Below are 26891 nucleotides of genomic sequence, written 5' to 3'. Positions count from 1 at the left end.
GTCCTGCGGACGCGACCCTTGGGCCCCACAGCACCCGCCGTGGTGGGGCCGCTCGTGACAATTCCACCGCCTCATGGACATCTACCTGCTCGACTGGGCCAACCTGCTGCTGCGCTGGCTGCACGTCATCACCGTCATCGCCTGGATAGGCGCGTCGTTCTACTTCGTCTGGCTGGACAACCACCTCGTCAAGCCCGCCGCCGACGACCTGAAGGCCAAGGGCGTGGACGGCGAGCTGTGGGCCGTGCACGGCGGCGGCTTCTACAACCCGCAGAAGTACATGGTGGCGCCGTCCAATCTCCCGAAGGATCTGCACTGGTTCTATTGGGAGAGCTACTGGACGTGGATGAGCGGCTTCGCGCTGTTCGTCGTGCTGTACCTGTTCAACGCCAGCCAGATGCTGGTGGACCCGCGCGTGCACGCCTGGGGCGCGCCGTGGCAGGCGGTGTGCGCGGCGCTGGGCTTTCTCGTCGTCGGCACGGCCGTCTACGACGCAGCCTGCCTGACGCTGGGTCGCACGCGGGACGGGCAGATCGGCAACGACGGCCGCGTGTTGGCCGTCGTCGCTGCCTTCATCGTCTTCGCCAGCTGGCTGGCCTGCCAGCTGTTCGCCGGCCGCGCGGCCTTCCTGATCGTCGGCGCGACGCTGGCGACCATGATGACGGCCAACGTCGCGCACTGGATCATCCCGGGCCAGAAGAAGGTCATCGCGCAGATGCGTGCCGGCCAGAAGCCCGACCCGATCTACGGCCAGCGCGGCAAGCAGCGCAGCGTGCACAACACCTGGTTCGGCCTGCCGGTGCTGATCGCGATGCTGAGCAACCACTACGGCATGCTGCACCAGCACCCGCACAACTGGGTGGTGCTTTGCGTGCTGATGGCCGCGGGCGTGGCCATCCGCCTGTTCTTCGTCAAGCGGCACAAGGGCGTCAACAGCTGGGGCGCCGTGGTGCTCGCGCTGGCGCTGCTGGCCGGGCTCATCGCCTGGATGGCGCCCAAGCCCGCGCCCGCGGTGGCGGCTGCTGTGCCGGTCACGCTGGCCCAGGTGCAGGCCATCGCCGCGCAGCGCTGCCTGGCCTGCCACGCGGGCGAGGCGGCGCAGAAGGGCGTGCGGCTGGACTCCGCCGAGGCGCTGGCGGCGCACAAGGCGCAGGTCTACCAGCAGGTCGTCGTGCAGCGTGCCATGCCGCTGAACAACGCGACGCAGATCACCGACGAGGAACGCGCGCTGATCGGCCGCTGGGCGCTGCAGCCATGACCCTCGACCCGCGCGCGCTGCTGCGCCAGCTCTACGACGTGGCCGTCGCGCGGGCCCTGCCGGGGCGGGTGCTGGCTCAGCATCTGCCGCCGCCGCCCAAGGGCCGAACGCTGGTGCTGGGTGCCGGCAAGGCGGGTGGCGCGATGGCGCAGGCGCTGGAGGCCGCCTGGCCCGCCGACGCGCCGCTGTCGGGCCTGGTCATCACGCGCTACGGCCATGTGCCGCCGGGGTACCGGCCGCGCCGCTTGCGGGTCGTCGAGGCCGCGCATCCGGTGCCCGACGCCGCCGGCCTGGCTGCCACCGAGGCGCTGCTGGCGATGACGGGCGGGCTCACCGCGGACGACCTCGTCATCTGCCTGATCTCCGGTGGCGGCTCGGCGCTGCTGAGCCTGCCGGCACCGGGCCTGCAGCTGGCCGACAAGCAGGCCATCAACCGTGCGCTGCTGGCCAGCGGCGCGTCCATCACCGAGATGAACTGCGTGCGCAAGCACCTGTCGGCCATCAAGGGCGGGCGGTTGGCGGCCGCCTGCGCGCCGGCCCGCGTGCTGACGCTGGCCATCAGCGACGTGCCCGGCGACGACCCTGCCGTCATCGCCTCCGGCCCCACAGTGGCCGACGCGACGACCTGCGCCGATGCGCTGGCCATCTGCCGCCGTTACCGGCTGGACCTGCCCGCGGCTGCGCGCGAGGGGCTCGCGTCCGGCGCCTTCGAGACCCCCAAGCCCGGCGACCCCGGCCTGGCGGGCCACGAGCTGCGCCTGCTCGCCACGCCGCAGATGAGCCTCGAGGCCGCCGCCGACACGGCGCGTGCGCACGGGCTGGCGGCCCACATCCTCAGCGACGAGATCGAGGGTGAGTCGCGCGTCGTCGGCGGCCTGCACGCGGCGCTGGCCCGGGCCGTTGCGCGCCGGGGTGAACCCTTTGCCAGACCTTGCGTGATCCTGTCCGGCGGTGAGACCACGGTGACTGTCGATGCCGGCAAGCCGGCCGGCAAAGGCGGCCGCGCCACCGAGTTCCTGCTCGGCTGTGCGCTGGCGCTGCAGGGTGAGCCAGGTGTCTGGGCGCTGGCCGCCGACACCGATGGCATTGACGGCGTTGGCCCCCATGCCGGCGCGCTGCTGACGCCGACCAGCCTGGCCCGCGCCCGCGCGCTGGGTCTGAGCCCGCAGGCCTTGCTGGACGGGCACGACAGCGCCAGCTTCTTTGCGCCGCTGGGGGATTTACTCAGCATTGGCCCGAGCTTCACGAACGTGAACGATTTCCGCGCGATGCTGGTGTTGCCGCCCTAGACTGGGTCGCACTTCAGCGCCCCGAAGGAGTCCACGATGACCGCAGCCGCCGAGCGTTTCTTCGTCAAGCACACCGCCTTGCCGACCATGCCCGAGGTGGCCTCTCGGCTGCTGAAGAGCTTCGATGACGACAACGTGGGCCTGGCCCAGATCGCGGCCCTCATCGAGAAGGACGGTGCGCTGACTGCCAAGGTGCTGCGGCTGGCCAACTCGGCGCACTACAGCCCCTCGCACCAGATCGCCACCGTCATCGACGCCGCCCATGCGCTGGGCCTGGAGACGCTGCGCAACCTGGCCATGGCTGCCTGCCTCAGTGGTGCCTTTCCCAAGGTGCAGGGCCTGGACCGCACGCAGTTCTGGCGCCACAGCATCGCCACCGCCAACTACGCGCGCATTCTGGCCCGCATGCTGGGTGCCGACGCCGCGACCATAGACACCGCCTACCTCGCCGGCCTGATGCTGCGCACCGGCCAGCTGCTGATGGCCGCCGACGCGCCGCAGCTGGTGGCCGACGTCGAGGCCCATGCCGCCGAGCCGGGCAGCCGCTTCTCGCTGGAAGAGCACCGCTTCGGCTGCACGCATGCCGACGTGACCGCGTCGCTGGCGGCCCACTGGCACTTCCCGGACCGCATGGTGGAGGCGTTCAAGGACGCCAACACGCCGCTGGAGATCCGCCCGTTCTCGCTGATCGCCGCCGTGCTGCACGTGGCCGAGGTGCTGGCCGATGCTGCCGAGCACCACGACGAGCCGGTGCATGCGCTGCAGGTGGCCGTGCCCGAACTCATCGAGCACCTGCACCTGGACCTGGACATGCTGGCCGCCAAGGTGGTCGCCGCCGGCGACCCGGCGGCTGAAGTCGAGCAGATGCTGCATTGACCCTCAGGTCGTCCTGACTCCCGCCCTGCCAGGCGGTAGAGCCGGCAGGATTGGGATGGGTTTCAAGGTCGGGTCAGCCCTCGCGCCGGCCTTGTTGTTGGGTGGGGCGACGCCGGCGCGCAGGCTTGATGCCCTCCGCTAGACCGGCAACAGCCGGGCCTGCAGGCCCGCTGAAAGCCAGGTCCCGTCGGCGCCGGCCAGCATGGCGTCGACACCTGGCAGCTGCTCGTGCAGCCAGCGCCGGGACTGGGCTGCGCCCGCCACCATCATCGCGGCGCCCCAGCCGTTGACGGCGTCGACGTCGTCGGCCACGAGCGCCAGGCCATGCAGGCCCTCGGTGGGGCGGCCGCTGCGTGGGTCCAGGATGTGGTGGTAGCGGCGGCCGCCGTGATCGAAGCCGCGCTCGTAGTCGCCCGATGCGGCGACGACACCGCCGCGCAGCGCCACGGCGCCCAGCAGCCGCTGCGGTGCCCTCGGGTCGCGCAGGCCGATGCGCCACGGCCGACCCTGCAGCGAGCCGCTGCACAGCACGTCTCCGCCGCCGTTGACCAGCGCGTCCGTCACGCCGTGCGATGCCAGCGTGCGCAGCGCCGCCTGGAGGATGGGCAGCTTGGCGATGCCGCCGAGGTCCAGCCGCATGCCGGGGCGGGCCAGCCGGGCGGTGCCGCGCGTCGCGTCGAGCAGCAGCCCGCGCGCGTCGACGAGGGCGTGCTGCCGCGCAAGCGTCGCGCCGTCCGGCAGCGAGGCCGGCGTGCCAGGCTCGAAGTGCCAGTCGGCGTAGGCGCCCACCGTTGCGTCGAAGCGCCCGCCCGTGCGGCGCGACAGCGTCTGTGCCTGCTGCAGCACGGCCATCAGCTCAGGGGCGATGCGCAACGGCTCGCGGCCGGCGGCCTGCGCCAGCAGGCTCAGCTGGCTGGCGCTGCGGTACCTGCTCATCATCTCGGACAGCCGCAGCATCTCGGCCCAGGCGGCGTCGACGGCGCGGGCGCGGAGTGCGGCATCGGCATGCACGGCGACGAGGTCGACCTGCGTGCCCATCAGCGCGGCCGTGCTGCGCTGCACGGGAGAGCCCCCGGCGCTCAGCGCGTTCGCCGCGCGTGGCAGCAGCACGCAGGCCAGCGCGCCCAGTGCGAGGCGGCGGCGCTGCGGCGAAAACGTGGCGGTCAAGGTGGCCTCAGCGCGACTGCGCCACCATGAAGTCCACGGCGGCCTTGACCTCGTCGTCGGTCAGCGTCGTGCCGCTACCGCGCGCCGGCATCATGCCCTTGGCACCGGTGAAGCCTTCGATCGCGTGCTTGTAGAGGACTTCGTTGCCCTGCGCGATGCGCGGGCCCCAGTCGGCCTTGTCGCCGGGCTTGGGCGCACCGCCGATGCCGGCGGCATGGCACATCGAACAGGTCTTGCCGAACACGCCCTTGCCGACGGTGTTCTCGGCCACGGCGGGTGCAGCCGATGCGGGCTCGGTGGCCGCCGGGGCGGTGGTAGCCGCAGGTGCGGCGGGGGCGCTGGCGGGTTCCTGCTTGCCGCAGGCGGCCAGGGCCAGCGCAGCGACGACGGAGAGAAGGAGATGGCGTGCTGGGACGTGCGGCATCGAGTAACTCATCAGTGAAGGGACAGATTCATTCTGCGCGGTTCGTTGGGAGGTGTCTTGAATAAGTTGCATCATGAATGTCTCTTTTGCGGGCGAACTGATTTGGATCAACGCCGGTCCGAGGTGACTTGGCGACGATGCCATCGCTCTTGAACGCATCCGGGCCACGGGCTGCCGCTAACGCACCTAAAGCATTGACCGTCGCCAATCGAGGTGGCCGCGTTCATCTGAATCACGTATCGACCCCACCGCAAAGGCGAGACCATGACAGACCAAGAAAAGAACCGCACCGTCACCGCAGGCGACCATGAGCCGCAGGGCCTGGCGCGCCGCCGCTTCCTCAACAGCGCTGCGCTGGCCGGCCTGTCGCTGGGCGCTGTGGCCTGTGGCGACAAGAAGGGCGATGGCGCTGCCGCCGCGCCGGCGGCCAGCGGCACCGCGGCTGCTGCTCAGGGGGGCGAGGCGAATGCCACCCACCTCAAGCCGGGCCAGCTCGACAGCTATTACGGCCTGTGGAGTGGCGGCCATACCGGCGACATGCGCGTGCTGGGCCTGCCCTCGGGCCGCGAACTGCTGCGCATCCCGTGCTTCGTGCCGGATGCACTGGTGGGCTGGGGCATCACCAACGAGTCCAAGAAGGTCATGGGCACCAAGGCCGATGGCTCGCTGCGCTACACGGTGGGCGACACGCACCACACGCATGCCTCCTACAAGGACGGCAACTACGACGGCCGCTACGCCTGGATCAACGACAAGATCAACAGCCGCATCGCCCGCATCCGTCTGGACTACTTCGTCTGCGACAAGATCACGCAGCTGCCCAACGTGCAGGGCTTCCACGGCATCTTCCCGGACAAGCGTGACCCGGTCGATCCGAAGATCAACTACACGACGCGCGTGTTCTGCGGCGCCGAGTTCGCCACGCCGCTGCCCAACGCCGGCGTCGAGGACGGCAGCAAGTACCGCTCGATGTTCACCTGCGTGGACGCCGAGACCATGGACGTGCGCTGGCAGGTGCTGATCGACGGCAATTGCGACCTGACCGCCACCTCGTACGACGGCAAGCTGGCGGCGACCAACCAGTACAACACCGAGATGGGCGTGCACTACGAGGACATGATGTCCGCCGAGCGCGACGCCTGCCTGTTCTTCAACATCGCCCGCATCGAAGAGGCCGTCAAGGCCGGCAAGTTCAAGACCATCGGCAGCTCCAAGGTGCCGGTCGTGGACGGCACCCGCGAGGCCAACAAGGACCCCAAGACCGCGCTGACGGCCTACGTCTCCATCCCCAAGAACCCGCACGGCGTCAACGCCAGCCCGGACCAGAAGTACTTCATCTGCGCCGGCAAGCTGTCGCCGACCGCCACCGTCATCGAGCTGGCCAAGGTGCTGGACTGGTTCGACGGCAAGTTCGAGAAGGTGGACGACGCCATCGTCGCCGAGGTCGAGATTGGCCTGGGCCCCCTGCACACCGCCTTCGACGGCCGTGGCAACGCCTACACGACGCTGTTCCTGGACAGCCAGGTGGTGAAGTGGAACATCGACAAGGCCATCGCCTTCCAGAAGGGCGACAAGACCGCCAAGTACGTGGTGGACCGCCTGGACGTGCAGTACCAGCCGGGCCACATCAACGGCTCGCAGTCGGAGACCATCGCGGCCGACGGCAAGTACCTGGCCGTGGGCTGCAAGTTCTCCAAGGACCGCTTCCTGCCGGTGGGCCCGCTGCATGCCGAGAACGAGCAGATCATCGACATGTCCGGTGACAAGATGGTGCTGCTGGCCGACCACCCGGTGCGCGGCGAGCCGCATGACTTCATCATCTTCAAGCGTGATCTGGTCAAGCCCAAGCAGGTGTACCAGCTGGACGATTTCCCGCTCGCGGTGAAGGACCCCAAGGAGTCCGGCGTGACCCGCAACGGCAAGAAGGTCACCGTCAAGATGACGTCGCAGGCACCGGCCTTCTCCCTGCGCGAGTTCAAGGTCAAGAAGGGCGACGAGGTCACCCTGATCCTGACCAACCTCGACAAGGTGGAAGACCTGACGCACGGTTTCGCGATCCCGAACCACAACGTCAACTTCATCGTCAACCCGCAGGAGACGGCCTCGGTGACCTTCATCGCCGGCGAGCCGGGCGTGTACTGGTGCTACTGCACGCACTTCTGCCACGCGCTGCACCTGGAAATGCGCACGCGCATGATCGTGGAGGCCTGAGCAGGCACACGACGCCACCGCGCGGGCCACTCGAGCCGGCCCGCGCGGCGACGGAAGACGAGAACTCAGATGACGTTAGTGGAACGACTTGCCGCGGCCTGCCTCCGGGCGCTGGCCGCGGTTTTTTTTCTGGCCGCTGCGCTCGCGCAGGCGGCGCCCGCGCATCTGGCCTATGAGGCCCAGCTGCCGGACAACCTCGCCACCGCGCCGGACCTGTGCGCGCTGCTGCCCTGCAAGGACGTCTTTCCCGGCGCCGTCAGCTTCTCGCCACGCAAGGGCCAGCCGCCTTACGTCGAGGCCTATGGCCCTGCCGCCGCCGGCGCCAGGCCCGCGCTGCTGGGCTACGTCATGCTGTCCACCGACATCACCGACACGCCTGCCTACTCTGGCAAGCCGGTGGTCACGCTGATCGGCATGGACACCACCGGACGCTATGTCGGCGTCAAGGTGCTCAAGCATTCCGAGCCCATCCTGCTGCTGGGCATTCCCGAGACGGCCCTGGTCAAGTTCAACGACCAGTACCTGGGCAAGTCGGTCAAGGACCAGATCGAGGTCGGTCCCTCGCGCCCGGACGAGAACGTGCTGGGCGTGGACGCCATCTCCGGCGCCACCGTTACCGTCGTGGCGCAGAACCAGGTCATGCAGCTTTCGGGCAGTGCCATCGCGCGCCAGGTCGGCATCATCGAACCCACCGTGCGCGAACCCGCGCGCTGGCAGGAAGCCGGGCGCCGCTACCGCTGGAGCGAGTTGCAGGCGATGGGCGCCGTGCAGCAGCTGCGCGTGCGGCCCGAGCAGGTTGGCCTGCCACGCGCGGCCGAGCCTTTCATCGAACTGTGGTTCGGTGATCTGAACCACCCCGACCTGGGCCGCAGCCTGCTGGGCGACAGCGGCTACGCCAGCCTGCGCTCGCGCCTCAAGGACGGCGAGCAGGCCTTCTTCATCGTGCGCAGCGCGGGCGCCGAGTCCTTCAAGGGCTCGGGCTTCGTGCGCGGCGGCATCTACGACCGCGTCCAGGTCAAGCAGGGCGCCGACGCGTTCACCTTCCGCGACCTCGATGCCGTCAACCTCTACGGCCTGGAAGCCGAAGGCGCGCCAGCCTACACCGAGTCGGTCATCTTCATCATCCGCTCGCCCAGCTTCTCGGCCGCCTACCCGTGGAAGCTGGCCTTCCTCGGCAACCGTGTCGACCAGGCCACCGGCCACCGCAGCTTCGCCGTGTTCGAGAGCAAATACTGGCTGCCCGACGCGCTGCTGCAGGGCGGCCGCCCGACCGTGGTCGAGCCCGACGCGCCGTGGCTGCGCATCTGGAAGAGTCAGGCGCTGAAGATCGCGCTGTTCACCGCGCTGCTGGTGGGCGTGGCCGTGGTCTACGCGCTGCGCGAGCGGCTCACCCGGCGCGCCACCCACAAGAACAAGTGGCCGGTCAATGCCTTCAAGTACAGCGCCTGGGCGCTGTCCATCGTCTTCGTCGGCTTCGGGCTGATGGCCCAGCCGTCCATCACGCAGGTGCTGACCTGGTTCCACAGCCTGCTGTTCCAGTGGACGTGGTCGCTGTTCCTGACCGATCCGTTCATCTTCGTGTTCTGGATCTTCATCATCGTCACCGTGTTCCTGTTCGGACGCGGCCTGTTCTGCGGCTGGATGTGCCCGTTCGGCTCGCTGTCGGAGGCGATCTTCAAGATCGCGCGCAAGCTCGGGCTCAAGCGCTGGCAGAAGCCCGTGTCGCAGGCGCTGCACGACAAGCTGAAGTGGCTGAAGTACGCGATCTTCTTCGGCCTGCTGGCGGTGTCCATGTTCGACATGGGCCGTGCCGAGATGCTGGCCGAAGTGGAGCCGTTCAAAACGACCTTCCTCGTCGGCGTGTTCAACCGCGCCTGGCCGTATGGCCTGTTCGTCGCCGCGCTGCTGGGGGTGTCCCTCTTCATCGAGCGTCCGTATTGCAAGTACCTGTGCCCGCTGGGCGCCTCGCTGGCCATGCCCAGCACCTTCCGCTGGTTCGGCCTGAAGCGCAAGCAGGACTGCAACAGCTGCAAGGCCTGCGCGGTCGGCTGCGGTGCCCAGGCCATCGATGCGGTCGGGCGCATCGACCACCGCGAATGCCTGCACTGCCTGGACTGCATGGTGCTCTACACCGACCAGAAGGGCTGCCCGCCGCTGGCCCGGGAGCGCAAGCGCCGCGAGCGCGACGGCCTGCTCATCACGCCCATCGGCCGCGACGGCTACTTCATCCCCATCGACGTCGTGCCCGCCATCTCGGCCAAGGCCGCGCAAGGGCCCGATCCGCGCATGCCCACCGACCCGGCCCAGCCCTATGCCGCCCGCGGCGCCGCGACCACCTGTCAGGTGCTGGTGCTGGAGGTCCGCGACCACCTGTGGCCCTGGAGCCGCGACGGCTGGAAGAGCCAGCGCGCGCTGCAGGTGGCCGGCATCTCGCTGGCCGTGGCCGCCAGCCTGGCCTGGCTGCTGGCCGCGCAGGGCAAGCTGTCGTCGGCCGCCATCATCGGCTGGTGGTTCGGCTGGAGCGTCTACGAGGTGCTGATCCGCATGAGCGGCCGCCGCTACGTGAAGGACGGCCCCTGGTGGCGCGCCAACTACCGCGTCGCCGGCTGGATGGACATGCTCAGCTACGTGGGCTTCAAGAACCTGCTGATCGGTGCCGCGCTCTTCCTGGCGCTCAAGACGCTGGGGTGGTTGCCGGCATGAAGCCTCCCGGAGCAAAACCGCTGCAGGCCCTCGTTCTCTCCGGCGTCCTGGCCGTCGCCCCGACGCTGGGACTGCTGGGCAGCGCCGAGGCCAAGACCTGGCGCGTGCACGCTGGTGAGCCCATCCAGGCCGCCATCGCCCAGGCCGAGCCCGGCGACGTGCTGGAGATCGAGCGTGGCTTCTATGACGAGAACCTGCGCATCGACAAGCCGCTGACGCTGCGCGGCATCGCCCGACCCACGATCAGCGGCGGCCAGCGCGGTGACACGCTGCGCGTGGCCGCGCCCGACGTGACGATCGAAGGCCTGATCGTGCGCGACTCGGGCCGCGAGCTGAAGTCCCAGCACGCCGGCATCTACATCCAGCCCGGCAGCCACCGTGCCGTGGTGCAGCACTGCGACCTGACCTACAACCTCTTCGGGCTGTGGATCGAGAAGGCCAACGACGTGCACGTCGAGCACAACCTCATCACCGGCCTGCGTGACTTCAACTCGTCGCAGCGCGGCAACGGCATCCAGCTCTACAACACCCAGCGCGCGCGGATCGTCGGCAACAACATCAGCTTCGTGCGCGACGCGCTCTATGTGGACGTGTCCCACCACGCCGAATTCCGCGCCAACAAGCTGCACCACAGCCGGTACGGCACGCACTACATGAACTCCTACGACAACCTGTGGGAGGACAACGAGAGCTACCTGAACCGCGGCGGCCTCGCGCTGATGGAGGTGCGCAACCAGACCGTGCGCCGCAACCGCACCTGGGGCAACAGCGACTTCGGCATCATGCTGCGCACGCTGCAGGACTCGGTCATCGAGGACAACATCGTTGCCGGCAACAACCGCGGCTTCTTCATCTACGACGTCGAGTACGCGACGCTGCGCGGCAACCTCGTCGTGGACAACCATGTCGGCGTGCACCTGTCGGCCGGCTCCACGCGCAACATCGTGCAGCGCAACGACTTCATCGCCAACCGCGAGCAGGTGCGCTACATCGGCGCCCGCGACGAGCGCTGGGGCGATGCCAGCGACAAGGACCGCGGCCAGGGCAACCACTGGGACAACTACCGCGGCTGGGACCGCAACGGCGACGGCCTGGGCGATGTGCCCTACGAGGCCAACGAGCTGGTGGACCGCCTGCAGTGGCGCTACCCCAGCGTCAAGCTGCTGATGGGCAGCCCCGCCGTGCAGGCGCTGCGCCTGCTGGGCCAGCAGTTTCCGGTGCTGCGCGTGCCCAGCGTCGTGGACGCTCACCCGGCCATGCAGCCGCAACACAAGAACTGGAGCGAATGGCGTGACAAGCAATTCCGCTGAAGCGGCCCCCGCATTGCGCGTGCAGGGCCTGGCCAAGCACTACGGCCGGGGGCGCGCGCTGCACAAGGCGCTGGACGGCGTGGACCTCGCGGTGCCGCGCGGCCAGCTGTTCGGCCTGATCGGCCACAACGGCGCTGGCAAGAGCACGCTGTTCAAGCTGGTGCTGGGTCTCATCGCGCCCAGTCATGGCCAGTTGTGGGTGGATGGCTGCGAGGTGGGCGGTCGCAACTTCCGCGAGGCGCGCCGCCGCCTGGGCTACCTGCCCGAGAACCTGGTGCTCTACGACAACCTCGACGGCCTGGAGACGCTGCGCTTCTTCGCCCGCCTCAAGGGGGCGCCGCTCGCGCAATGCGCGTCGCTGCTGGAGGAGGTGGGCCTGAGCCACGCCGGCCGCCGGCCGGTGCGGGAGTACTCCAAGGGCATGCGCCAACGCCTGGGCTTCGCGCAGGCGCTGCTGGGCGACCCGCAACTGCTGCTGCTGGACGAGCCCACGACTGGCCTGGACCCCGCCGCCATCCGCGACTTCTACGCCCAGCTGGATCGGCAGCGTGCGCGTGGCGTCACGCTGGTCATCAGCTCGCACATCCTGGCCGAGCTGGAGCAGCGCGTCGACGCGCTGGCCATGCTGTCGAGCGGCCGGCTGTGTGCGCAAGGCACGGTGGACGCACTGCGCGAGCGCTCCACGCGCCCGCTGCACCTGCACCTGGAAGGCGAAGCCGCCGTGCTGGACGCGCTGCCTGCCCGGCTCGCAGGCCTGCCCGGCCTGCGCTGGCGGCGTGACGGCGCACAGAACGCCGGCCTCGACTGCCCGCGGGCGCTGAAGATGCCGCTGCTGCAGCAACTCGCCGCCCACCCGCTGACGGACCTGCGGCTGCAGGAGCCGACGCTCGAAGACCTTTACTTCGAGCTGCGCGAACCGCCCGCGGGCCAGAAGGAGGCCGCGTGAAAGACGGACTGCAACCCCGCCAGATCGTCGCCGTGGCGGCCAAGGAATTCAGCGACCGGCTGCGCAATCGCTGGGTGCTGGCCGTGGCTCTCGTGTTCACGGTGTTTTCGCTGGCCATCACCTACTTCGGCGGCGCGGCGCAGGGCCAGATCGGCCCGCGCTCCATCGAGGCCACCATCGCCAGCCTGGTGTCGCTGGTCATCTACCTGATCCCGCTGATCGCGCTGCTGCTGGGCTTCGACGCGATCGTTGGCGAGCGCGAGCGCGGTTCACTGGACCTGCTGCTGGCGCACCCCATCACGCGGCTGGAGCTGCTGCTGGGCAAGTACCTCGGCCTGGCCGCCGCGCTGGCGCTGTCCACGCTGGCCGGCTTCGCCCTGGTGGCGGCGCTGCTGTGGCAGCGCTTCGGCGCGGCAGGGCTGTACCACTACGGCGGCTTCGTCCTCAGCTCGGTGCTGCTGGGCCTGGCCTTCCTGAGCCTGGCGCTGCTGCTGTCCGTGTTGGCACGCGACCGCACGCGCGCCTCGGGCCTGGCGATCGCGCTGTGGTTCGCGCTGGTGTTGGTGTTCGACCTGCTGCTGCTGGGCCTGCTGGTGGCCAGCGGTGGCGAGCTGGGCGGTGTGCTCAGTGGCGATGGCTTCGCCTACCTGCTGCTGCTCAATCCCGCGGACGTGTTCCGCATCCTCAACGTGTTCTCGCTGGACGACATGGCGCGCCTGTACGGCCTCGCCAGCGTCGTGCCGCCTGCGCTGGGCAACCCCTGGCTCATGGGCGGCGCGATGCTGGCCTGGATAGGCGCGCCGCTGGCCCTGGCGGGTTGGAGATTCAAGCCATGACCCTGCGTTCATTCCATCCCACCCGCCGTGGCCTGCTCTGCGGCTGCGCCGCCCTCGCCGCCGCGAGCCTCGCCGGCTGCAGCCGCCAGGCCTCGACCGAGGACGCCGCCAGGCCGCGCGAGATCGCCGCCCAGTCCAGCTGCTCGCTCGACGGCATGCTGCTGTCGGACTACGCTGGCCCCAAGGGCCAGATCCTCTACAAGGGCAGCGGCGAGGTGGCCTGGTTCTGCGACAGCACGGAGCTGCTCTCCACGCTGCTCAAGCCCGAGCAGGTGCGTCCGCTGCTCGCCGCCCACGTGCAGGACATGGCCAAGGCCGACTGGGACAAGCCCGTGGGCCACTGGATCGATGCCCGCCAGGCGGTCTACGTGCTCGGCAGCAAGCGCCACGGCTCCATGGGCCCGACGGCGGCCAGCTTTGCCGACGAGGCCGCTGCCAAGGCCTTTGCGGGCCAATGGGGTGGCCGCGTGCTGCGCTACACCGAGATCAAGCCCGAGATGGTCGACCTCAGCGGCGGCGCGCTGCACGACAGCCGCATGTGAGCGCCGTGATGCCAACTCGCCGCCAGGCCTGGCTGCGGCTCGCGCTGATCGGCGCGGCGTCGCTGGCGGGCGTCGGCGCCCCGCTGCTGATCCGCCACGCCGGAGCCTCGAATCCCGCGGCCATGCCGCCCGACGATGTCTGCCTCTACGCGCCCACGGTGGCCTGGGATGGCCTTGGCGACCCAATGGCGCCACGCGCCATACCGGACGACGCTCGCTGCCCTGTCTGCGGCATGTTCCCTGCGCGGCAGCCCAGCTGGGCTGCGCAGGTGCTTTACACGGATGGGCACGCCCATCACCTCGACTCGCCACTGAGTCTGTTCCTGTATCTGCAGCAGGTGCCTCGCTACGCGACCGGGCGGCAGCGGTCCGACATCGCCGCCCTTCACGTTCGCGAGCACGAGACCGGCCGCTGGCTTGCCGCGGAGCAGGCGCTCTACGTGCACGGCTCGGCGCTCGCTGGTCCGATGCGTGGCGGCAACCTGCCCGCCACTGCCACCGGCGAGGCGGCACAACGGTTCATCAGCCGTCACGGTGGCGAGGCGATGGCTTTTGCCGCCCTGGTGCATGAACTCCCGTCAGCCCTGCAGCTGCTCGCACCCCACCGCCACTGACGGCGCGCGGCGCTTGGCCGGCGTCAGAGGCAGCCCGCCTGCGGCGCCACGCTGGGCGCGCCGTAACCGAACTGCGCCCAGCGCAGCGGCGTGGCCGCCGGCTGCAGCACGAAGACGTGGTGGAAGCTGGTCTCGCACAGTTCCGGCAGCTTCGGCCCGCCCAGCGCGGCGAGCAGCGGCGTCACGGTGTTGCTGTGCCCCACCACCAGTACCGCGCCGGTCTGGGCGCGCACGGCATCGGCCACCGCTTGCACATGGCCGGGCATGTCGCCGCGGCGCGTCTCGATGACCTGCGGCTGCAGCCCCAGCGCCTGCGCCAGCGGCGCGGCCGTGGCGCGGGTGCGCTGGTATTGCGTCGTCACGATGGCATTGACGCGCAGCCCGGCGAGCGCCTGGGCCAGCGCCTGCGCGCGTTGCAGGCCGGCTTCGGACAGTGCCGGGTCGTTGCCGGCCTCGGCGGCCTTCTCGGCATGGCGCACGACGATGACGACGTCGGGCATCGCGGCCGCCGGCAGCGCCAGCGCGGTTGTCAGCAGGCACGCCACGGGCAGGGCAGACAAGGGCTTCATCGCTTCTCCTGGTGAGGGTGGGATGGGGTGCCGGGCATTCTGACCCGGCCCGCCAGTTACCATGCCGGCCCCATGCCGTCTGCCACCGAAAACCCCCATGCCGTCGCCGTTTGAACTCCAGGTCGGCTGGCGCTACGTGCGCGCCGGCCGCGGCGGGCGGCGCAACGCTTTCATCAGCTTCATCTCCGGCGCCTCGATGGTGGGCATCGCGCTGGGCGTGATGGCGCTCATCGTCGTGCTGTCGGTCATGAACGGCTTCCAGAAGGAAGTGCGCGACCGCATGCTCAACGTCATCGCGCACGTCGAGCTGCTGAACTACTCCGGCCAGGCGCTGCCCGACTGGCAGGCCACCGCCGCCAAGGCGCGCCAGAACCCGGCCGTCATCGGCGCGGCGCCGTTCGTGGCCAACCAGAGCCTGATCGCCCGCGGCGAGGACATGCGCGGCGCCGTCATCCGCGGCATCTCGCCGGCCGAGGAGGCGACCGTCACCGGCCTGGGTGCGCAGCTCAAGGACACCTACGCCAAGCTCGTCCCCGGCGCCTGGAACATCGTGCTGGGCGCCGAGCTGGCCCGCCAGCTGAACGTGGGGGAGGGCGACAAGATCACCGTCGTCGCGCCCGGCGGCCAGGTCACGCCGGCCGGCGTCGTGCCGCGGCTGAAGAGCTTCAACATCGTGGGCGTCTTCCACTCCGGCCACTACGAGTACGACTCCAGCCTGGCGCTGGTGCACGTGGACGACGCTGCCCGGCTGTTCCGCACCGAGGGGCCCACGGGGGTGCAGCTCAAGCTGCGCGACGTGCATGATGCCCGCCGCGTGGCCGCCGAGCTGGCTGGCCAGATGGGACCGGAGATCCTCGTGCGCGACTGGACACGGTCCAACGCGACCTGGTTCGACGCCGTTCAGATCGAGAAACGCATGATGAGCATCGTGCTGACGCTGATCGTCGCCGTCGCGGCCTTCAACCTCGTGTCGACGCTGGTGATGACGGTGACCGACAAGCAGAGCGACATCGCCATCCTGCGCACGCTGGGTGCCAGCCCGCGCTCGGTCATGGGCATCTTCATCGTGCAGGGTGCCGCGTCCGGGATCATCGGCACGCTGGCCGGCGTGGTGCTGGGGCTGCTGATCGCTTTCAACATCGACATCATCGTGCCCGCCATCGAACACCTGCTGAACGTCAGCTTCCTGCCGGGCAGCATCTACCTGATCAGCCAGATGCCCAGCGACCCGCAGAGCGGCGACATCGTCCCCATCGCCATCGGCTCGCTGAGCCTGGCCTTCCTCGCCACGCTCTATCCGAGCTGGCGCGCCAGCCGCGTGCAGCCGGCGGAGGCGCTGCGCTATGAATGACGCCGTCATCCAGGCCACCGGCCTGACCCGCCGCTTCAAGGAAGGCAGCCTCGACGTCACCGTGCTGCGTGGCGTGGACCTGGCCGTGAAGCGCGGCGAGACGCTGGCCATCATCGGCGCGTCGGGCTCGGGCAAGTCCACGCTGCTGCACCTGCTGGGCGGGCTGGACCAGCCCACCACCGGTGGCGTGACGCTGATGGGCACGTCCTTCGCGTCCATGGACGAAGCTGAGCGCGGCCGCTGGCGCAACCAGCACCTGGGCTTCGTCTACCAGTTCCACCACCTGCTGCCCGAGTTCTCGGCGCTGGACAACGTGGCCATGCCGCTGCGCATCCGCCGCCAGACCCCGGCGCAGGCGCGCGAGGTGGCCGCCGAGATGCTCGCCCGCGTGGGCCTGAAAGACCGTGTGCAGCACCGCCCGGCGGAACTCTCCGGCGGCGAGCGCCAGCGTGTGGCCATCGCCCGCGCACTCGTCACGCGCCCGGCCTGCGTGCTGGCCGACGAGCCCACTGGCAACCTCGACCGCGACACCGCCGACGCCGTGTTCGCGCTGATGCTGGAGCGCGCCCGCGAACAGGGCACCGCCTTCGTCCTCGTCACCCACGACCGCGACCTCGCGGCACGCTGCGACCGGCAGCTGCACCTGGTCAAGGGCCAATTCAAGTCATGACCGCTCCACGTTTCGTTCTCAAGCTCTCCTGCCCCGACCGCGCCGGCATCGTGCACGCCGTCACCGGCGTGCTGCTGCAGCAGGGCGGCAACATCATCACGTCGCACCAACACGGCGATGCGGATCACCAGCGCTTCTTCATGCGCATCGAGTTCGAAGCCACTGTCGAAGAGGCGGCATTGCAGGCCGCCTTCGCGCCGCTGGCCAGCGAGTTCGGCATGGACTGGGAACTGGTGTCGCGCCAGCGCAAGACGCGCGTGCTGCTGCTGGTCTCCAAGCTGGGGCATTGCCTGAACGACCTGCTTTTCCGCGTGCAGACCGGGCACCTGCCGATCGAGATCCCGGCCATCGTGTCCAACCACCGCGACTTCTACCAGCTCGCGGCGTCGCACAACATTCCGTTCCATCACTTCCCGCTGCTGGGTGCCACCGACGCGCAGAAGGCCGCACAGGAAGACAAGATCCGCGACGTGATGGCCGAGAACCAGATCGACCTCGTCGTGCTGGCGCGCTACATGCAGATCCTGTCGCCCGCGCTGTGCCGCGACCTGTCGGGCCGTGCGATCAACATCCACCACAGCTTCCTGCCCAGCTTCAAGGGCGCCAAGCCCTACCACCAGGCCTACGAGCGCGGCGTGAAGCTCATCGGCGCCACGGCCCACTATGTGACCAGCGACCTCGACGAGGGCCCGATCATCGAGCAGGAAGTCGCCCGCATCGACCACAGCATGCCGCCCGAGCAGCTCGTGGGCATCGGCCGCGACATGGAATGCGTGGCGCTGGCGCGGGCCATCCAGTGGCATGCGGAGCACCGAGTGCTGCTGAATGGCAACCGGACCGTGGTGTTCCGCTGAAGCCTAAACTCGGTGGCAGCGCTTTCGAGGAGTCGCCCATGAGCAGCCGCACACTGAGCATCGAACTGCCCGAGCCCGTGTTCGCCCAGGTGGACGCGTTGGCCCGTGACACAGCGCGCAGCCCGTCCCGGGTGGTGTCTGAAGCCCTGGAGCAGCTGCTGGCACTGGAAGCCTGGCAGATCGAGGACATCAAGGCCGGCCTGCGGGAAGCGGAGGCGGGCGAGTTCGCCAGTGAGGCCGACGTGGCCGCGGTCTTCGCTCGCCACGGCGCCTGATGGCGATTCGGTGGACGCGCGGCGCGCTGCGCAATCTGCAGGATCTGCTGGACTACATCGCTGCCGACAACCCTGGCCGTGCCACGAGCTTCGCGCAGGAGCTGAGGGACAAGATCGAGCGGCTGGAGGAGTTTCCGGGCCTCGGCCACGCCGGACGGCTGCCCGGGACACGTGAACTGGTGCTGCACGCCAACTACCGGGTCATCTACCGGGCGAATGAGGGCACGGTGCAGGTGCTCCGCATACATCACAACGCCATGCGTCGACGCTGATGTGGATCGACACCCACTGCCATCTCGACGCCGCCGAGTTCGACGCTGACCGCGACGCCGTCGTCGCCCGCGCGAAAGCCGCGGGCGTTGCGCAGATCGTCATCCCGGCCGTGGACGCGCACAACCTGGCGCGCGTGCGCGAGCTGGCGCACTACCATGGCTTCAGCTATGCGCTGGGCATCCATCCGCTGTACGTGATGAACGCCGGCCCGGGCGACCTGGACAGCGTGGCCGACGCGCTGCAGCAGCACCGGGACGACCCGCGGCTTGTGGCGGTTGGCGAGATCGGGCTGGACTTCTTCGTGCCGGGGCTGGATGCCGACGTCCAGCAGCACTTCTACGTCGAGCAGTTGAGGCTCGCCAAGCGTGCCGGCCTGCCGGTGCTGCTGCATGTGCGCCGCAGCGCCGACAAGCTGCTGGCCGGCCTGCGCCGCGTGGGCTTCACGCACGGCGGCATTGCCCATGCGTTCAACGGCAGCGAGCAGCAGGCGCAGGCCTTCATCGACCTCGGGTTCAAGCTCGGCTTCGGCGGCACGCTGACCTTCGAGCGCTCGCTGCAGATCCGCCGCATCGCGGCGACGGTGTCCGAGACGGCGCTGGTCATGGAGACCGATGCGCCGGACATCCCGCCGCAGTGGCTCTACCGAACGGCCGCCGAGCGCGACGCGGCGTCCGAGCAGGGGCGCAACGAGCCTGGCGAACTCCCGCGCATCGCCGGCAGCCTGGCTTCTCTGCGCGGCTGGACGGTTGAGCAGGCGGCCGCGGTGACGAGCGCCAACGCGCTGGCGGCGCTGCCGCGGCTGGCTAGCCTACGAGCCGGCTGCCCAGCTTGAGGTCGATCTGGTATTCCTGATCCGCCTCGGCCGGCAGGCAGCGGTAGCCGTCGAACGCTTTGGCGATGATTCGCTTGAAATCCCGTGCGCCCCGCCCCTCGACGCGCACTTCGCCCACGCTGCCGTCGGCCTTGATCAGGGTGTGCACCTTGAAGTTGTAGTCGCCTGACGGGACCACCACCTTGGGCATGAGGGGAGGAGGCGGGCAGCGGTCCTTGGGGAACGTCAGCGCCGCCGACGCGGCAGCGGCCGGCGCCGTGGCTGGTTCGGTGGGCTGCGCGCTGCAGGGCCATGTGGCGACAAGCGCGATGAGAAGAAGAACGGGTTTCATTGAGGTGCAGGGTTCGGGTCAGGAGAATTCGAGGCTCAGCGCCACGCGGTCGCCCACACGAAGCGTGCCGGCGCCGCTGCCGCGCGCATAGATGCCGAACTGCACCGGCGCGCCCGGCGCGCGCTCGGCGCTGAGCCGTACCAGCGCGTCCATCGCCGGCGGCTGCTGCTCGGCGGTGGCCGGGTCCACGGTCGGCATGACGCAGCGCACGCAGACACTCGTGCGGGCCAGCGTCAGCGCGCCGATGCGGGCCTGGGTCATCAGGTCCTCGATGAAGGGCGGCAGGTCGCCATCGTCGGCGGCGGTCAGCACGATGTTGGGCCGTGCGCGTTGCGCCGCGCCAGCCAGGGGTTGGGTCGTGGCATCGCGCCAGGCTTGCAGCGACGCATCACCCACCAGGTGCAGCGCGTTCAGCATGGGCCGGCGCTGCGCCTCGTGGCTCAGGCGCACGAGGCGCAGCCGTTCACCAGTCGCCGCATGCAGCAGCGCGGCCGCTGCGTCGCCGGCATCCCAGGCCTGGATCCGGTCGAAGCCCTTGATACCGTCGTTCCATGCGTTGACGGTGACCGCGTCGCCGCCCTCCACGGGCAGCGTCAGTTCGTGGCCTTCCGTCCTCAGCGTGAGCCCGCTATCGACCAGCGACGCGTGGACCAACGCCAAGCGCGGGAAGGCGCCCATCCACGTCAGCTCGCCGCCGGCGGTGACCACACCCCAGCCGCGGTCGCCCACGGGCCAGCCCTCGGCGTCGAGTACGAGCGTGTCGACGGCCTCGCCGGCACAGGACTTCACCGGGTAGCGCCAGAGGCTGGCGATGCGGGCGGTCAGGTCAGTCATGGCGCGTGCGGGGCGAGGCTGGGCGAGGGGCTCAACGATTCCGCGGCGTGATCGGGGTCTCCGGCACCGGGTAGCCCGCCGCCCCGAAGGTCGCGACGACCGCTTTGTGCGTGTCGAAGTAGACCTGCCAGTAGTGATCGGTGTGGCAGTAGGGCCGCACGGCCAGGAGCGGGCCTTCGGGAGTGAATTGCAGGATCTCGATGTCAGGCGCGGGTGTGGTCATCACGTTGGGAATGGCGGCGATGGCCGGCCGCAGCCGGGCGATGGCGTCCAGCGGGTCCACCGAGTTGGCGACCTTGGCGACGCAGTCGACGCGGCGGTGCGGCAGCGTCGAGAAGTTCTGGATCGAGCCGCTGAAGACTGCGTTGTTGCCGACGATGGTGTGCACGTTGTCGGGGCTGGTGATGGTCGTGCCGAACAGGCCGATCTCGGTGACGGTGCCGGTCACGCCGCCGGCCTGTACGAAGTCGCCCACCTTGAACGGCCGCAGCACCTGCATGAAGACGCCGGCGGCGAAATGGGTCAGCAGCCCGCCCCAGGCGGTGCCGATGGCCAGGCCCGCGCCGGCCAGCAGCGCGGCAAACGAGGTCGTCTTGACGCCGAAGATGTCCAGGATGGACAGGATCAGGATGATGTTCAGCAGCACGCTGAGGATGGATCGCAGGTAGGTAACCAGCGTCGAGTCGATGTGCTTGCCGCGCAGCAGTGCCGCCGAGAACAGCCGCAGCGCCAAGGAGATGAGCCACCGGCCCACGATCCAGGCGGCGATGGCCGCCAGCACCTTCAGGCCGAAGTCGGCGCCCTGGGTGCTGAGAAACTGCCAGACGGCTTCGGTGTTCATCATTTCGAGTGCTCCCGTTGAAATCTCCCCCATCCTCTCAGCCGCCGGCCCGCGGCGCCAACCCCGCAAACCCCGAGCCTGAGCGGCGACTCGTCGGCCTGGCGCCGGTGTTTGATGAGCGGGCGCGGCTGCTGGTGCTGGGCAGCTTCCCCGGCGCGGCATCGCTGCAGGCCGCGCAGTACTACGCCCATCCGCGCAACGCGTTCTGGCCGGTCATGGCGGCGCTGACGGGCGAGGCCGGCCTGGCCGGGCGCCCCTACGCCGAGCGGCTGCAGGTGTTGCGCGGGCACCGCATCGCGCTGTGGGACGCCGTGGCCGCCTGCCGCCGCGAGGGCAGCCTGGACACGGCCATCCAGGCCGCCGAGCCCAGCGACCTGCAGGAGCTGGTGGCGCGGCTGCCGGCGCTGCGCGCCATCGCCTGCAACGGTGCGCTGGCGCACAAGCAGACGCTGCTGGCGCTGGGCGCGCCGGACCTGCCGGTGCTGCGCCTGCCGTCCACCAGCCCGGCCCATGCCGGCCAGAGCCTGCCGGCGAAGATTGACGCCTGGCGCGCCGCCGTGCAGCTTTACCTGTCGTAGCAAGATCCCCGAGGGCCGCGCCTGCCGCCTTGACCTAGGATGCGCCGCCAATGAAATCCAAGACACCGACCTGGGGCCCCGCCACGCTGAGCGAGTTCGACGGCGTGCGCTTCCTGCACCTGGACTCGATCTGGGTGCAGGGCGCGATGCGCATCCGCAAGCCCGACCAGCTGGAACTCGAATACATCCAGCGCATGTGCGCCTGGATGCTGTGGCGCGACGAGGCGTCGTTGGGCGAGGGCCATGCCGTGCAGCTGGGCCTCGGCGCGGCGGCGCTGACGCGCTTCTGCCACGGCCAGCTCAAGATGCGCACGACTGCCGTGGAGATCAACCCGGAGGTCATCGCCGCCTGCCGGCAGTGGTTCCGCCTGCCTGCCAACGACGCGCGGCTGAACGTCGTCAACGCGGATGCCGGTGGTTGGGTGGCCGACGACGCGAACCTGCAGACTGTGGACGTGCTCAACGTCGACCTGTATGACCATGACGCCGCGTCGCCGGTGCTGGACGACGAGGCCTTCTACGCCGCCTGCCGCGGCGTGCTGGCGGATGGCGGGCTGATGACGGTGAACCTGTTCGGCCGCAGCGCCAGCTTTGCGCGCAGTGCGCAGCGCATCGCGCGCGCCTTCGGGCCCGACCAGGTGTGGAGCCTGGCGCCGACGAAGGAGGGCAACACGGTCGTCGTCGCCGCCCGTGGCGTGACGGTGCCTGACCGCGAGGTGCTGGAGCAGTGCGCGGCTACCATCGAATCGCGCTTCAAGCTGCCGGCCCGCAAGTGGCTGCGCCTGGTGCGGCCGCTGCCCATGAGCATCATCCAAGCGCTTTGACGACCGAAACGATGACTCCCAAGCCGAAACCCGCTGCTGCCCCGTCGTCCTCCAAGCCCGAAGGCCGCCTGGAATGGCGCCAGTTGCTGAAATGGCTGCTGCGCGACGGCCTCATCGACGAGGCGCAGTCGCAGCGCACGGAGCAGCGCTTCGCTGCGGGTGACAGTTCGCTGCACCCGCTGGTGCGACTGGGGCATGCCAGCCTGGTGCATCTGGCCACGGGCAAGCCGCTGGATGTGGATGCGCTGTCCGAGTGGCTGGCCACGCGCGTGGGCATGCCCTACCTGCGCATCGACCCGCTGAAGGTCGACGTGGGCCGTGTCGGCGACGTGATGTCCATCGGCTACGCCGAGGCCAAGCGCTGCCTGCCGGTGCAGTTCGGCGTCAACGACGTGACCATCGCGACCTCCGAGCCCTTCGACACCGGCTGGGTGGCGCAGATCGAGTCGCATGTGCGCAAGCCCATCAAGCTGGTCATCTCCAACCCGCTGGACATTGCGCGCTACACGACCGAGTTCTTCACGCTGGCCCGTTCGGTGCGCCAAGCCGCCAAGGCTGGCGAGCAGAGCCAGGTGGCCAGCTTCGAGCAGCTCGTCGAGCTGGGCAAGAGCAACAAGCAGCTGGACGCCAACGACCAGGGCGTCGTGCAGGTGGTGGACTGGCTGTGGCAATACGCCTTCGACCAGCGCGCGAGCGACATCCACCTGGAGCCGCGCCGCGACATGGGCGTCATCCGCTTTCGCATCGACGGCGTGCTGCACACGGTCTACCAGCTGCCGCCCACCGTCATGGCGGCGATGACGTCGCGCATCAAGCTGCTGGGCCGCATGGACGTCGTCGAGAAGCGCCGCCCGCTGGATGGCCGGATCAAGACGCGCAACCCGGGCGGCGACGAAGTCGAAATGCGGCTGTCCACGCTGCCCACCGCCTTCGGCGAGAAGATGGTCATGCGCATCTTCGACCCTGACACGGCGGTCAAGGACCTGGCCTCGCTCGGCTTCGGCCAGCATGACTCCGAGCGCTGGGAGGGGCTGGTCAAGCAACCGCACGGCATCATCCTCGTGACCGGCCCGACGGGCTCCGGCAAGACGACGACGCTGTACTCGACGCTGAAGCGCCTGGCCACCGACGAGGTCAACGTCACGACCATCGAAGACCCGATCGAGATGATCGAGCCGGCCTTCAACCAGACCCAGGTGCAGAACGTGCTCGACTTTGGCTTCGCCGAAGGCCTGCGCGCGCTGATGCGGCAGGACCCGGACATCATCATGGTCGGCGAAATCCGCGACCTGGAGACGGCCGAGATGGCCATCCAGGCTGCGCTGACGGGCCACCTCGTGTTCAGCACGCTGCACACCAACGATTCGGTGTCGGCCATCACGCGGCTGCTGGACCTGGGCGTACCCAGCTATCTGCTCAGCGCCACCATCATCGGCGTGCTGGCCCAGCGGCTGGTTCGCACGCTGTGCCCGCATTGCAAGCAGCCCGATCCCACTGTCACGCGCGAAAGCCTCAACGACCTGGTGCGCCACTGGCGCCTGGGCGGCGGCGTGAAGCCGTACCGGCCGGTCGGCTGTCTGGAATGCCGCAACACCGGCTTCCGCGGCCGCGCGGGCCTGTATGAACTGCTGACGGTGACGGAGGGCGTCAAAGGCGCGCTGAGCGACCTGCCCGCATTGCGCCGCCAGGCCACGCAGGAGGGGCTGCGGCCCCTGCGCCTGGCCGGCGCGATGAAAGTGGCCGAAGGCGTGACCACCATCGAGGAAGTGCTGCGCAGCACGCCCGCCTGGGAAGGCTGATACGTGTAATCCACAGCACGGCCCCAGGGGGCGGCTGACAGAATTCCTCCCACTTAATAGAGCGCCCTCCCGCGGCGTTGGAGACAAGAGCAATGAAGATCAAGAGCCAGCGGGACTTCTGGTCCGGGCTGATGTTCCTCGTGGTGGGCGTGGCGTTTGCCTGGGGAGCGACGGAGTATTCCTTCGGCACCTCGGCACGCCCCGGGCCCGGCTATTTCCCGTTCGGCCTCGGCATCCTGCTGGCGCTGCTGGGGGGCCTGGTGCTGTTCAAGGCACTGACGCTGGAGTCCGAAGGCGGCGACCCGATCGGCGCCATCGCCTGGCGGCCGCTGCTGGTCATCATCCTGGCCATCGCCGTGTTTGGCGTCGCGCTGCCGCGCCTGGGCCTCATCATCACGCTGCCCATCACCATCCTGCTGTCGTCGCTGGCCGGTAGCGAGTTCCGCTTGCGCGACGTGCTGTTCAGCAGCGTCGTGCTGACCGCCGGCAGCTGGGCGCTGTTCATCCTGGGCCTGAAGCTGACGATTCCGGTCTGGCCCATCTACTTCAACGGCTGAGGCGCGCGACATGGATCTGCTGAACAACCTCGCGCTCGGCTTTCAGACGGCGCTGACGCTACAGAACCTGCTCTACGCGTTCTTCGGCACCGTGCTGGGGACGCTGATCGGCGTGCTGCCCGGCCTGGGCCCGGTCGCCACCATCGCCATGCTGCTGCCGTCCATCTACACGCTGGACGCGACACCCGCCCTCATCATGCTGGCCGGCATCTATTACGGCGCACAGTACGGCGGCTCCACCACCGCCATCCTGATCAACGTGCCGGGCGAGTCCAGCTCGGTGGTCACCGCCATCGACGGCTACCAGATGGCCCGCCGCGGCCGCGCCGGCGCGGCGCTGGCGGCCGCAGGCCTTGGCAGCTTCTTCGCCGGTTGCGTGGGCACCATCATCATTGCCGCCTTCGCACCGCCGCTGACCGAGCTGGCCTTCAAGTTCGGTTCCGCCGAGTACTTCTCGCTGATGGTGCTGGGCCTCGTGGGTGCCGTCGTGCTGGCCTCGGGCTCGCTGGTGAAGGCCATTGCGATGATCGTGCTGGGCCTGCTGCTGGGCCAGATCAATACCGACGTCATCACCGGCACGGCCCGGTTCTCGTTCGACATCCCCGAGCTGACGGACGGCATCGGCTTCGTCGTCATCGCCATGGGCGTGTTCGGCTTCGGCGAGATCATTGCCAACCTGGGCCAGCCCGAGGAGCACCGCGAGGTGTTCACGAAGGAGGTCAAGGGGCTGTGGCCCACGAAGGAAGACTTCCAGGACGCCTGGCCGGCGGTTGTGCGCGGTACGGCACTGGGCTCCGTGCTGGGCGTGCTGCCCGGTGGTGGCGCGCTGCTGGCGTCTTTCGCCGCCTACACGCTGGAAAAGAAGATCAACCGCAACCCGCGCATCCCGTTCGGCAAGGGGGCCATCCAGGGGGTGGCCGGGCCGGAGAGCGCCAACAACGCCGGCGCGCAGACCAGCTTCATCCCCATGCTGACGCTGGGCATCCCGCCCAACGCTGTGATGGCGCTGATGGTGGGTGCCATGACCATCAAGGGCATCCAGCCCGGTCCGCAGGTGATGACCAGCAACCCGGAACTGTTCTGGGGCCTGATCGCATCGATGTGGATCGGCAACCTGATGCTCATCGTGCTGAACCTGCCGCTGATCGGCATCTGGATCAAGTTGCTGACGGTGCCCTACCGGTTCCTGTTCCCGGCCATCGTCGTTTTCTGCTGCATCGGCACCTACTCGCTGAACAACAATGCCTTCGACGTCTACATGACAGCAGGCTTCGCATTGCTGGGCTACATCTTCTACAAGCTGAGTTGCGAACCGGCGCCGCTGCTGCTGGGCTTCATCCTGGGCCCCATGATGGAAGAGAACCTGCGCCGGGCCCTGCTGCTGGCGCGCGGTGACTGGATGACGTTCCTGAACCGCCCGCTGTCGGCCGGCCTGCTGATCGCCGCCGCACTGATGATCGTGGTGGTCATGCTGCCCTCGATCAAGAACAAGCGCGAGGAGGCCTTCCAGGAAGAAGGCTGACGCCACCTCGGTGAATGAATCAGAAGGGCCCGGTGATGCGAAGCATCACCGGGCCCTTCTGATTTATGGAGGCGGCACACAAGTCCCGTGAGCACCAGCCTCGAAGAACTTCGGGAAAGGGCTTCCACTTAGGTGAAAACCTGTGCTACAGTCGTGGGCTTCGCTGATCACAGCACTGAGTCGGAAACGACGACGAGTTGCAGCGAAGGTGGATCGAAAGATCTGCAGGCGAGCTTGAGAGAGTCGCCAGGTGCTAGAGAGTTCCAAAAAGAATTTTCAGAAAGTACTTGACGACACTGTGAAAGCAGATAAAAATCTCGCCTCTTTGCTGCTGACGAAAAGTTTAAATAAACGATTCAGTGGCGGCAAAGAAAGCCGAGTCGGCCGCTGAGTAATCAGCAAGGTGTTGAGAAAAGAAATTTTCAAAAACGCTTGACGACGAAGCGAAAGGCGGATTAGAATCTCGCCTCTTTGCTGATAACAACAAGTTGTCAGCGACGCAAGAAGAGCAAATGCTCCTTGCGATGTTCTTTAATAATTAACAGCCGATAAGCGTGGGCGTTTGAGGCGAAGTGATGTTGCAAGGTGACTTGCAACGGTCCTTC

Annotated in this window: 27 protein-coding genes; 21 read left to right on the top strand and 6 right to left on the bottom strand. The window is 68.8% G+C overall.

The window, feature by feature from the left end; all coding sequences use genetic code 11:
- Positions 1–73: 73 nt before the first annotated feature.
- Genes AC1Q7O_RS20835 through AC1Q7O_RS20825 form a run of 3 tightly spaced genes read left to right on the top strand, consistent with a single transcriptional unit; the run spans position 74 to position 3423 of the window.
- A complete protein-coding gene (locus AC1Q7O_RS20835) occupies positions 74–1258 on the top strand; it encodes a urate hydroxylase PuuD (RefSeq protein ID WP_492660346.1) in 1185 nt (394 codons plus the stop codon).
- The gene (locus AC1Q7O_RS20830) at positions 1255–2547 is read left to right on the top strand and encodes a glycerate kinase type-2 family protein (RefSeq protein ID WP_492660345.1); all 1293 of its coding nucleotides are present in this window, start codon (positions 1255–1257) and stop codon (positions 2545–2547) included. The genes AC1Q7O_RS20835 and AC1Q7O_RS20830 overlap by 4 nt, the downstream gene beginning before the upstream one ends.
- A gap of 36 nt (positions 2548–2583) precedes the next feature.
- Positions 2584–3423 (top strand): HDOD domain-containing protein, encoded by an 840-nt coding sequence (locus tag AC1Q7O_RS20825; RefSeq protein WP_492660344.1) that lies wholly within the window; start codon positions 2584–2586, stop codon positions 3421–3423.
- A gap of 138 nt (positions 3424–3561) precedes the next feature.
- On the opposite strand, the gene AC1Q7O_RS20820 is transcribed toward AC1Q7O_RS20825, so the two are convergent.
- Positions 3562–4590, bottom strand: coding sequence for an FAD:protein FMN transferase (locus AC1Q7O_RS20820; protein WP_492660343.1), 1029 nt, complete (start codon positions 4588–4590; stop codon positions 3562–3564).
- Positions 4591–4597: 7 nt separating this feature from the next.
- Positions 4598–5014: a c-type cytochrome gene (locus AC1Q7O_RS20815; protein ID WP_492660342.1), complete on the bottom strand. Its 417-nt coding sequence runs from the start codon at positions 5012–5014 to the stop codon at positions 4598–4600.
- A 264-nt stretch (positions 5015–5278) separates the two neighbouring features.
- On the opposite strand from AC1Q7O_RS20815, the gene nosZ reads away from it, so the two are divergent.
- The 7 genes from nosZ to AC1Q7O_RS20780 all read left to right on the top strand — a co-directional run bounded on the left by nosZ (position 5279) and on the right by AC1Q7O_RS20780 (position 14176).
- The gene (nosZ, locus tag AC1Q7O_RS20810; RefSeq protein ID WP_492660341.1) at positions 5279–7225 is read left to right on the top strand and encodes a TAT-dependent nitrous-oxide reductase; all 1947 of its coding nucleotides are present in this window, start codon (positions 5279–5281) and stop codon (positions 7223–7225) included.
- 69 nt (positions 7226–7294) lie between these two features.
- A complete protein-coding gene (locus tag AC1Q7O_RS20805; RefSeq protein WP_492660340.1) occupies positions 7295–9928 on the top strand; it encodes a 4Fe-4S binding protein in 2634 nt (877 codons plus the stop codon).
- A complete protein-coding gene (locus tag AC1Q7O_RS20800) occupies positions 9925–11238 on the top strand; it encodes a nitrous oxide reductase family maturation protein NosD (RefSeq protein WP_492660339.1) in 1314 nt (437 codons plus the stop codon). Before AC1Q7O_RS20805 ends, AC1Q7O_RS20800 begins: the two co-directional genes overlap by 4 nt.
- Positions 11219–12184: an ABC transporter ATP-binding protein gene (locus tag AC1Q7O_RS20795; RefSeq protein WP_492660338.1), complete on the top strand. Its 966-nt coding sequence runs from the start codon at positions 11219–11221 to the stop codon at positions 12182–12184. The genes AC1Q7O_RS20800 and AC1Q7O_RS20795 overlap by 20 nt, the downstream gene beginning before the upstream one ends.
- Positions 12181–13020 (top strand): ABC transporter permease, encoded by an 840-nt coding sequence (locus tag AC1Q7O_RS20790; RefSeq protein WP_492660337.1) that lies wholly within the window; start codon positions 12181–12183, stop codon positions 13018–13020. Before AC1Q7O_RS20795 ends, AC1Q7O_RS20790 begins: the two co-directional genes overlap by 4 nt.
- A complete protein-coding gene (locus tag AC1Q7O_RS20785) occupies positions 13017–13562 on the top strand; it encodes a nitrous oxide reductase accessory protein NosL (RefSeq protein WP_492660336.1) in 546 nt (181 codons plus the stop codon). The genes AC1Q7O_RS20790 and AC1Q7O_RS20785 overlap by 4 nt, the downstream gene beginning before the upstream one ends.
- A gap of 8 nt (positions 13563–13570) precedes the next feature.
- A complete protein-coding gene (locus AC1Q7O_RS20780; protein ID WP_492660335.1) occupies positions 13571–14176 on the top strand; it encodes a nitrous oxide reductase accessory protein NosL in 606 nt (201 codons plus the stop codon).
- Positions 14177–14199: 23 nt separating this feature from the next.
- Here AC1Q7O_RS20780 and AC1Q7O_RS20775 read toward each other — a convergent pair whose 3' ends face one another.
- Entirely contained in the window at positions 14200–14745 is a 546-nt protein-coding gene (locus AC1Q7O_RS20775) for a histidine phosphatase family protein (RefSeq protein ID WP_492660334.1), read from the bottom strand.
- A gap of 97 nt (positions 14746–14842) precedes the next feature.
- Between AC1Q7O_RS20775 and AC1Q7O_RS20770 the strand changes: the two genes are divergently transcribed.
- From AC1Q7O_RS20770 to AC1Q7O_RS20745, 6 genes are read left to right on the top strand one after another with little or no spacing between them, the layout of a single operon-like run.
- Positions 14843–16096 (top strand): lipoprotein-releasing ABC transporter permease subunit, encoded by a 1254-nt coding sequence (locus tag AC1Q7O_RS20770; RefSeq protein ID WP_492660333.1) that lies wholly within the window; start codon positions 14843–14845, stop codon positions 16094–16096.
- Complete coding sequence (gene lolD / locus AC1Q7O_RS20765) at positions 16089–16766, top strand: lipoprotein-releasing ABC transporter ATP-binding protein LolD (protein ID WP_492660332.1); 678 nt, start codon at positions 16089–16091, stop codon at positions 16764–16766. Before AC1Q7O_RS20770 ends, lolD begins: the two co-directional genes overlap by 8 nt.
- Complete coding sequence (purU, locus tag AC1Q7O_RS20760) at positions 16763–17620, top strand: formyltetrahydrofolate deformylase (protein ID WP_492660331.1); 858 nt, start codon at positions 16763–16765, stop codon at positions 17618–17620. The genes lolD and purU overlap by 4 nt, the downstream gene beginning before the upstream one ends.
- A gap of 38 nt (positions 17621–17658) precedes the next feature.
- Entirely contained in the window at positions 17659–17895 is a 237-nt protein-coding gene (locus AC1Q7O_RS20755) for a CopG family ribbon-helix-helix protein (protein ID WP_492660330.1), read from the top strand.
- The gene (locus AC1Q7O_RS20750) at positions 17895–18167 is read left to right on the top strand and encodes a type II toxin-antitoxin system RelE/ParE family toxin (RefSeq protein WP_492660329.1); all 273 of its coding nucleotides are present in this window, start codon (positions 17895–17897) and stop codon (positions 18165–18167) included. Before AC1Q7O_RS20755 ends, AC1Q7O_RS20750 begins: the two co-directional genes overlap by 1 nt.
- A complete protein-coding gene (locus AC1Q7O_RS20745) occupies positions 18167–19000 on the top strand; it encodes a TatD family hydrolase (RefSeq protein WP_492660328.1) in 834 nt (277 codons plus the stop codon). The genes AC1Q7O_RS20750 and AC1Q7O_RS20745 overlap by 1 nt, the downstream gene beginning before the upstream one ends.
- On the opposite strand, the gene AC1Q7O_RS20740 is transcribed toward AC1Q7O_RS20745, so the two are convergent.
- From AC1Q7O_RS20740 to AC1Q7O_RS20730, 3 genes are read right to left on the bottom strand one after another with little or no spacing between them, the layout of a single operon-like run.
- Complete coding sequence (locus AC1Q7O_RS20740) at positions 18972–19331, bottom strand: hypothetical protein (RefSeq protein WP_492660327.1); 360 nt, start codon at positions 19329–19331, stop codon at positions 18972–18974. The two genes, AC1Q7O_RS20745 and AC1Q7O_RS20740, sit on opposite strands and share 29 nt — an antisense overlap.
- A gap of 18 nt (positions 19332–19349) precedes the next feature.
- Positions 19350–20165 carry an MOSC domain-containing protein gene (locus tag AC1Q7O_RS20735; protein ID WP_492660326.1) on the bottom strand — a complete coding sequence of 272 codons (816 nt, stop codon included), beginning with the start codon at positions 20163–20165 and terminating at the stop codon, positions 19350–19352.
- A 31-nt stretch (positions 20166–20196) separates the two neighbouring features.
- Entirely contained in the window at positions 20197–21006 is an 810-nt protein-coding gene (locus tag AC1Q7O_RS20730) for a mechanosensitive ion channel family protein (RefSeq protein ID WP_492660465.1), read from the bottom strand.
- Positions 21007–21023: 17 nt separating this feature from the next.
- Here AC1Q7O_RS20730 and AC1Q7O_RS20725 point away from each other — a divergent pair, with 17 nt between their 5' ends.
- The 5 genes from AC1Q7O_RS20725 to AC1Q7O_RS20705 all read left to right on the top strand — a co-directional run bounded on the left by AC1Q7O_RS20725 (position 21024) and on the right by AC1Q7O_RS20705 (position 26286).
- The gene (locus AC1Q7O_RS20725; protein WP_492660325.1) at positions 21024–21584 is read left to right on the top strand and encodes a DNA-deoxyinosine glycosylase; all 561 of its coding nucleotides are present in this window, start codon (positions 21024–21026) and stop codon (positions 21582–21584) included.
- A gap of 50 nt (positions 21585–21634) precedes the next feature.
- Positions 21635–22408 carry a spermine/spermidine synthase domain-containing protein gene (locus AC1Q7O_RS20720; protein WP_492660324.1) on the top strand — a complete coding sequence of 258 codons (774 nt, stop codon included), beginning with the start codon at positions 21635–21637 and terminating at the stop codon, positions 22406–22408.
- A gap of 11 nt (positions 22409–22419) precedes the next feature.
- Positions 22420–24207 carry a type IV pilus assembly ATPase TfpB gene (gene tfpB / locus AC1Q7O_RS20715; RefSeq protein ID WP_492660323.1) on the top strand — a complete coding sequence of 596 codons (1788 nt, stop codon included), beginning with the start codon at positions 22420–22422 and terminating at the stop codon, positions 24205–24207.
- A gap of 92 nt (positions 24208–24299) precedes the next feature.
- Positions 24300–24764 (top strand): tripartite tricarboxylate transporter TctB family protein, encoded by a 465-nt coding sequence (locus tag AC1Q7O_RS20710; protein ID WP_492660322.1) that lies wholly within the window; start codon positions 24300–24302, stop codon positions 24762–24764.
- Positions 24765–24774: 10 nt separating this feature from the next.
- Positions 24775–26286, top strand: a complete 1512-nt coding sequence (locus tag AC1Q7O_RS20705; protein ID WP_492660321.1) for a tripartite tricarboxylate transporter permease — start codon at positions 24775–24777, stop codon at positions 26284–26286.
- Positions 26287–26891: the final 605 nt, after the last annotated feature.

The sequence above is a fragment of the Roseateles sp. GW823-FHT07B05 genome (assembly GCF_058794515.1).
Note: the sequence above shows the minus strand (reverse complement) of the source record. Positions and strands in the feature narration are given on the sequence as shown.

What these genes read in the sequence shown, in the direction of transcription:
- AC1Q7O_RS20835 (WP_492660346.1), top strand. Translation starts at nt 74, where the DNA reads ATGGACATCTACCTGCTCGACTGGGCCAACCTGCTGCTGCGCTGGCTG.
- AC1Q7O_RS20830 (WP_492660345.1), top strand. Translation starts at nt 1,255, where the DNA reads ATGACCCTCGACCCGCGCGCGCTGCTGCGCCAGCTCTACGACGTGGCC.
- AC1Q7O_RS20825 (WP_492660344.1), top strand. Translation starts at nt 2,584, where the DNA reads ATGACCGCAGCCGCCGAGCGTTTCTTCGTCAAGCACACCGCCTTGCCG.
- AC1Q7O_RS20815 (WP_492660342.1), bottom strand. Translation starts at nt 5,014, where the DNA reads ATGCCGCACGTCCCAGCACGCCATCTCCTTCTCTCCGTCGTCGCTGCG.
- nosZ (WP_492660341.1), top strand. Translation starts at nt 5,279, where the DNA reads ATGACAGACCAAGAAAAGAACCGCACCGTCACCGCAGGCGACCATGAG.
- AC1Q7O_RS20805 (WP_492660340.1), top strand. Translation starts at nt 7,295, where the DNA reads ATGACGTTAGTGGAACGACTTGCCGCGGCCTGCCTCCGGGCGCTGGCC.
- AC1Q7O_RS20800 (WP_492660339.1), top strand. Translation starts at nt 9,925, where the DNA reads ATGAAGCCTCCCGGAGCAAAACCGCTGCAGGCCCTCGTTCTCTCCGGC.
- AC1Q7O_RS20785 (WP_492660336.1), top strand. Translation starts at nt 13,017, where the DNA reads ATGACCCTGCGTTCATTCCATCCCACCCGCCGTGGCCTGCTCTGCGGC.
- AC1Q7O_RS20780 (WP_492660335.1), top strand. Translation starts at nt 13,571, where the DNA reads ATGCCAACTCGCCGCCAGGCCTGGCTGCGGCTCGCGCTGATCGGCGCG.
- AC1Q7O_RS20775 (WP_492660334.1), bottom strand. Translation starts at nt 14,745, where the DNA reads ATGAAGCCCTTGTCTGCCCTGCCCGTGGCGTGCCTGCTGACAACCGCG.
- AC1Q7O_RS20770 (WP_492660333.1), top strand. Translation starts at nt 14,843, where the DNA reads ATGCCGTCGCCGTTTGAACTCCAGGTCGGCTGGCGCTACGTGCGCGCC.
- lolD (WP_492660332.1), top strand. Translation starts at nt 16,089, where the DNA reads ATGAATGACGCCGTCATCCAGGCCACCGGCCTGACCCGCCGCTTCAAG.
- purU (WP_492660331.1), top strand. Translation starts at nt 16,763, where the DNA reads ATGACCGCTCCACGTTTCGTTCTCAAGCTCTCCTGCCCCGACCGCGCC.
- AC1Q7O_RS20755 (WP_492660330.1), top strand. Translation starts at nt 17,659, where the DNA reads ATGAGCAGCCGCACACTGAGCATCGAACTGCCCGAGCCCGTGTTCGCC.
- AC1Q7O_RS20750 (WP_492660329.1), top strand. Translation starts at nt 17,895, where the DNA reads ATGGCGATTCGGTGGACGCGCGGCGCGCTGCGCAATCTGCAGGATCTG.
- AC1Q7O_RS20745 (WP_492660328.1), top strand. Translation starts at nt 18,167, where the DNA reads ATGTGGATCGACACCCACTGCCATCTCGACGCCGCCGAGTTCGACGCT.
- AC1Q7O_RS20740 (WP_492660327.1), bottom strand. Translation starts at nt 19,331, where the DNA reads ATGAAACCCGTTCTTCTTCTCATCGCGCTTGTCGCCACATGGCCCTGC.
- AC1Q7O_RS20735 (WP_492660326.1), bottom strand. Translation starts at nt 20,165, where the DNA reads ATGACTGACCTGACCGCCCGCATCGCCAGCCTCTGGCGCTACCCGGTG.
- AC1Q7O_RS20730 (WP_492660465.1), bottom strand. Translation starts at nt 21,006, where the DNA reads ATGAACACCGAAGCCGTCTGGCAGTTTCTCAGCACCCAGGGCGCCGAC.
- AC1Q7O_RS20720 (WP_492660324.1), top strand. Translation starts at nt 21,635, where the DNA reads ATGAAATCCAAGACACCGACCTGGGGCCCCGCCACGCTGAGCGAGTTC.
- tfpB (WP_492660323.1), top strand. Translation starts at nt 22,420, where the DNA reads ATGACTCCCAAGCCGAAACCCGCTGCTGCCCCGTCGTCCTCCAAGCCC.
- AC1Q7O_RS20710 (WP_492660322.1), top strand. Translation starts at nt 24,300, where the DNA reads ATGAAGATCAAGAGCCAGCGGGACTTCTGGTCCGGGCTGATGTTCCTC.
- AC1Q7O_RS20705 (WP_492660321.1), top strand. Translation starts at nt 24,775, where the DNA reads ATGGATCTGCTGAACAACCTCGCGCTCGGCTTTCAGACGGCGCTGACG.